Genomic DNA, 4,207 nt, shown 5'->3' with positions numbered 1-4,207 from the left:
ACGCATGCGGCCAGTCGTATCGAAGAGCTGCTGCCGCATCAGTGGCGACCATCGGCATCGAACTGATTCGATTGCCCATCGACTTCAAGATGGGTTCGCCGGCCGCATACGGTAAAACTCTCGCGCGGCCGATGGCAATCGACAGGTTCTACGGTCCACGACGCGCTCTCCTCCTCTGGAAAGCCCTCCGCGGCGCGGCCCGGCGTGCGCTTACCCTTCAGCGTGGCCGGATCGGGCGAGTCGACCGGCGCGCGGGCCCCTGACACGCTCGAGCTCGTGCATGCTAATCGTGACGAATCCAAGTTCGTTCATGTCCGGCTCCCGGGCTGTGCGTGATGCCGCAGCATGCGCCGTAGCGCGCAGCCTTGAGCCGGGAACCGGGGGCAATAGACCGTTTTGGACACTCTTTGCCTCCAGCCTTGCCGCATCGAGCCCCTAACTATGGCGGTTGACGCCATAACCATGCATATGGCAACATATGCCATACGAAGAAAGCCACCCTGTTGTTCGAAGACCGGAGCGTCTATCCGGACGGTGCCATTCTCGAAATGCGCATCTGGCAATTGCCCGCCAGCGACATTGAAAGACCGCACGGGCTGAAGTACAGCCTGTTCTATGGGGGCGACGGCCAGCGAATCATCGGCTACGACAACGAGCGCGGCAAAAGCGACCACCGGCACTACCGCGACCGCGAAGAGCCGTACGCTTTTTCGACGATGGAGCAGATGATGGCTGATTTTCTCGATGATGTTGAACGTGAGCGAGGTGAATCGTGAGCAAAATGAATGTGCATGTGGGTGGTGCGCGGGACATGGGAAAGCGATTCCTGTCAGCATGGAATCGCGCACAGGCGGCCGAAAGGGTCGACGAGCGGCATGTGACCTTTCTATCGCTCGAAGAGATGTTGGCCGCGCTGTCGCCGAAACGGCTTGAGGTGCTGCGCCATCTGCATCGCGAAGGCGCGGACAGCGTAAAGGCGTTGGCGCTCGCGCTGAATCGGGACTATAAGCGTGTCCACGAGGACGTTGCCATACTGGAGAATGCTGGTCTTGTCGTGCGGGAAAACGGACGTCTTGGTGCGCCTTGGGACGCGTTGACTGCCGAAGTTTCCCTTTGATGGCGTCCGCATGACGGAAATCATCGTCGGAGTGCCGCCTAGACACTTGCCGATCGATTCGACAAGTGTTTGCTCGCCCCATCCTGCTGCGCCCTATTCTGTGCTGCTTGGATCGTTGGATCGAAGCTAAGAGACTGAAACGACGGGTTTGGGCATCTATGGCCGCGATCACTTCAACCAGGTGGTTACCAGCTGGAATGCATACGACCAGCAATCGCAGGAAATCATCAAGTTGGCCGCGATCGATCCCAAGACCGCCAATGACGAGGTGACCGCGCTCTATCACTCGCAATTCCTGCCGATACAGGTTTCGCTACAGTCGCTGATCGACGATGTCAGCCAGTTCGACGAGCAGAGCAACGAACAGGCCCAAAAGCACCAGCGCTCGGTTTACACCGTGATCGCGATTCTGGTCGCCGTGCTTGTGATTTTGCTGGGCTGGATAGTCGTGCTGTCCCGCTCGATTCAGCAGGCGCTCGGCGGCGAGCCCGATTATGCCGCGCATCTGTGCAGGCAGATCGCGGGCGGCGACCTGACCATCGCGGTCGATGCGCCCACCGGCAATCAGGAGAACCTGATTGCCGAGATGCGTGACATGAAGCACCATCTGACCACGATCATCCGCCGCATCAAGCATTCGGCGGAATCCATCACCACCGGCGCGCACGAGATTGCGGCAGGCAACAACGATCTGTCTCAGCGTACCGAGGAACAGGCAGTCTCGCTTGAGGAAACCGCGTCGAGCATGGAGCGGTTAGCCGGTACGGTGCGCCAAAGCGCGGAAAACGCACGGCAGGCCGCGTCGCTGGCCGAGAACGCTTCGGGAGTAGCCGCTTCACGTTCCGCTTTGGCGGCTCGCCGAACATGCGCGAATATTCACAGCTAAATTGCGATGGGCTTTCGTAGCCGCGCGCCGCGATTGGCCCGCACACACGCTGGCTGATCCTGAACTCGCCGAACAATCCATCGGGCGCGGTCTATACGTACAATAACTGACAATTTGGGGGATACATCGTGAGCATAGGTTCGGCCGTTCGCCCAGCGCTCGTCTGGTTTCGCGACGACCTGCGCGTGACCGATCATCCCGCGCTCGCGCATGCCGCGGGCACCGGCCGGCCGCTCGTCTGCGCGTATGTTTTCGACCGCTCTGGCGGCAGCACGCGCCCACTGGGCGCCGCCGCGCGTTGGTGGCTCGACGGAGCATTGCGAGCGCTCGACGCGACGCTCGCCAAACGCGGGGGCCGGCTCGTCGTGCTCGAAGGCGACGAACGCGACACGATCGAGCGGCTCGTCGATACGCTCGGCGCGGTGGCCGTATATTGGAATCGACGCTACGATGTCCGCCGCAACACCGACGCCGCGCTGAAGCGCTCACTGCGCGAGCGCGGCGTGACGGTCGAGAGCTTCAACGGCGCGCTGCTGAACGAGCCGTGGGACGTACTGACGGCCGCCGGCACGCCGTTTCAGGTGTTCTCGGCGTACTGGCGCGCAGCACGTCGCCGCGCGGCCGTACCGGCGCCGCTTGCGGAGCCGGTCGAGTGGCATTTCCATCCGTCGCCGGCCGACATCGCGCGGTGCGCGACGGACGTCGACGCGCTCGGCCTTTTGCCGGTCGCACCGGACTGGGCAGGCGGCCTACGCAATACGTGGCGTGTGTCCGAAGCGGACGCGCTGGCGCGACTCGACGCGTTCGTCGCAGACAACCTGCTCGGATACGGCGCCGACCGCGATCGTCCAGATCACGCCGCGACGAGCCGTGTGTCGCCGTATCTGCGCTTCGGTCAGTTGTCGCCGCGACAGGTGTGGCATGCGGCACTCGCCGCCGCGCACACGCGCGGCGGGACGCTCGACACCAACACCGACAAGTTTGTCGCGGAACTAGGCTGGCGCGAGTTCAACGCGAGCCTGCTGTATCACCATCCCGATCTCGCGGTCGCAAACGTGAGGACGCGCTTTGAAGCGATGCCGTGGCGCGACGATCCGAGCGGTCTCGCCGCATGGCAACGCGGCGAGACCGGCTATCCGCTCGTCGATGCAGGGATGCGCGAACTGTGGGCGACGGGCTGGATGCATAACCGTGTGCGGATGGTCGTCGCGTCGTTTCTCATCAAGCATCTGTTGATCGACTGGCGCGCGGGCGAGGCGTGGTTCTGGGACACGCTCGTCGACGCCGACGCCGCAAACAACGCGGCAAACTGGCAGTGGGTCGCCGGCTGCGGTGCGGACGCGGCGCCGTACTTCCGCATTTTCAACCCCGTCGAGCAGGGGCGAAAGTTTGACCCGCAAGGCGACTACGTGCGGCGCTGGGTACCGGAACTTGCCGCGATGCCGGCCGCGTGGATTCACGAATCATGGAGTGCGCCAGACGCGGTGCTGCGCGCAGCGCGCCTGACGCTCGGCGACACCTATCCGTATCCGATCGTCGAGCACGGTGCCGCGCGTCGGCGTGCGCTCGACGCATTTGCGACACTGAAAAATTAGTGCGTTGAACCCAGTCGCCCGTCAACTCAAGTCGGGGTTTGTCTGAACCGATGCAATCGACCCGACTGGCAACCTGCCCAGCGCTCGCCGCCACGATCGGTGCACTCGCGGCATGTGGCTTCGCGGCTGGCGGCCCGAGCGGCAACCCCGGATCCATCGACAACCGCGAAGCGCAACTAGTCAGAAGCCGACACCCGAGCGTCAAACCGATGCCCAAGGCGGGCAACGCTTCATGGCTGGTTACTGTCTCACAGCGATTGGCGGCACGCGACCCTCAATAGTCGGTCATCACCGATCGCTTGGAATGGCCGTTCGAGAGTGCGGATTCAACCGATGGACGCAACACATTGATGAAATCGCTTTGTCGGTGTTTCGAAGTCTAGTGTTTTTCTCGGTCGTTCGTTCAGCCTCTTAGCGACCTCGTTAAGATTGGCTTGGGTGTAAATCGACAGGTCGAGGCCTTTGGGGAAGTACTGTCTTAACAACCCATTCGTGTTTTCGTTCGACCCTCGTTGCCATGGGTTCTGTGGATCGCAGAAGTAAACTTTGATGTCGGTCGCGACGGTGAAGCGCTCATGGTCGGCCATCTCCTTGCCTCGGTCCCAGGTC

General features: G+C 62.3%; 6 protein-coding genes. 5 read left to right on the top strand and 1 reads right to left on the bottom strand.

The annotated features are described in order from the left end of the window. From HV670_RS30715 to HV670_RS29365, 5 genes are all read left to right on the top strand, one after another. The coding region (locus HV670_RS30715) for a hypothetical protein (protein WP_217478559.1) at window positions 1–263 on the top strand (263 nt) is incomplete at its 5' end. 285 nt (window positions 264–548) lie between these two features. After that, complete coding sequence (locus HV670_RS29380) at window positions 549–776, top strand: toxin-antitoxin system TumE family protein (protein WP_246258103.1); 228 nt, start codon at window positions 549–551, stop codon at window positions 774–776. 5 nt (window positions 777–781) lie between these two features. Next, window positions 782–1,117, top strand: a complete 336-nt coding sequence (locus tag HV670_RS29375; RefSeq protein ID WP_246258104.1) for an HVO_A0114 family putative DNA-binding protein — start codon at window positions 782–784, stop codon at window positions 1,115–1,117. A 232-nt stretch (window positions 1,118–1,349) separates the two neighbouring features. Continuing rightward, window positions 1,350–2,003: a methyl-accepting chemotaxis protein gene (locus HV670_RS31985; RefSeq protein ID WP_175108446.1), complete on the top strand. Its 654-nt coding sequence runs from the start codon at window positions 1,350–1,352 to the stop codon at window positions 2,001–2,003. 128 nt (window positions 2,004–2,131) lie between these two features. Next, a complete protein-coding gene (locus tag HV670_RS29365) occupies window positions 2,132–3,598 on the top strand; it encodes a cryptochrome/photolyase family protein (protein ID WP_175108445.1) in 1,467 nt (488 codons plus the stop codon). A 326-nt stretch (window positions 3,599–3,924) separates the two neighbouring features. On the opposite strand, the gene HV670_RS29360 is transcribed toward HV670_RS29365, so the two are convergent. Next, a partial coding sequence (locus tag HV670_RS29360) for an IS30 family transposase (protein WP_175108444.1) occupies window positions 3,925–4,207 on the bottom strand: 283 nt, incomplete at its 5' end.

Source organism: Pararobbsia alpina, assembly GCF_902859895.1.
GTDB classification, from domain to species: domain Bacteria; phylum Pseudomonadota; class Gammaproteobacteria; order Burkholderiales; family Burkholderiaceae; genus Pararobbsia; species Pararobbsia alpina.
Note: the sequence above shows the minus strand (reverse complement) of the source record. Positions and strands in the feature narration are given on the sequence as shown.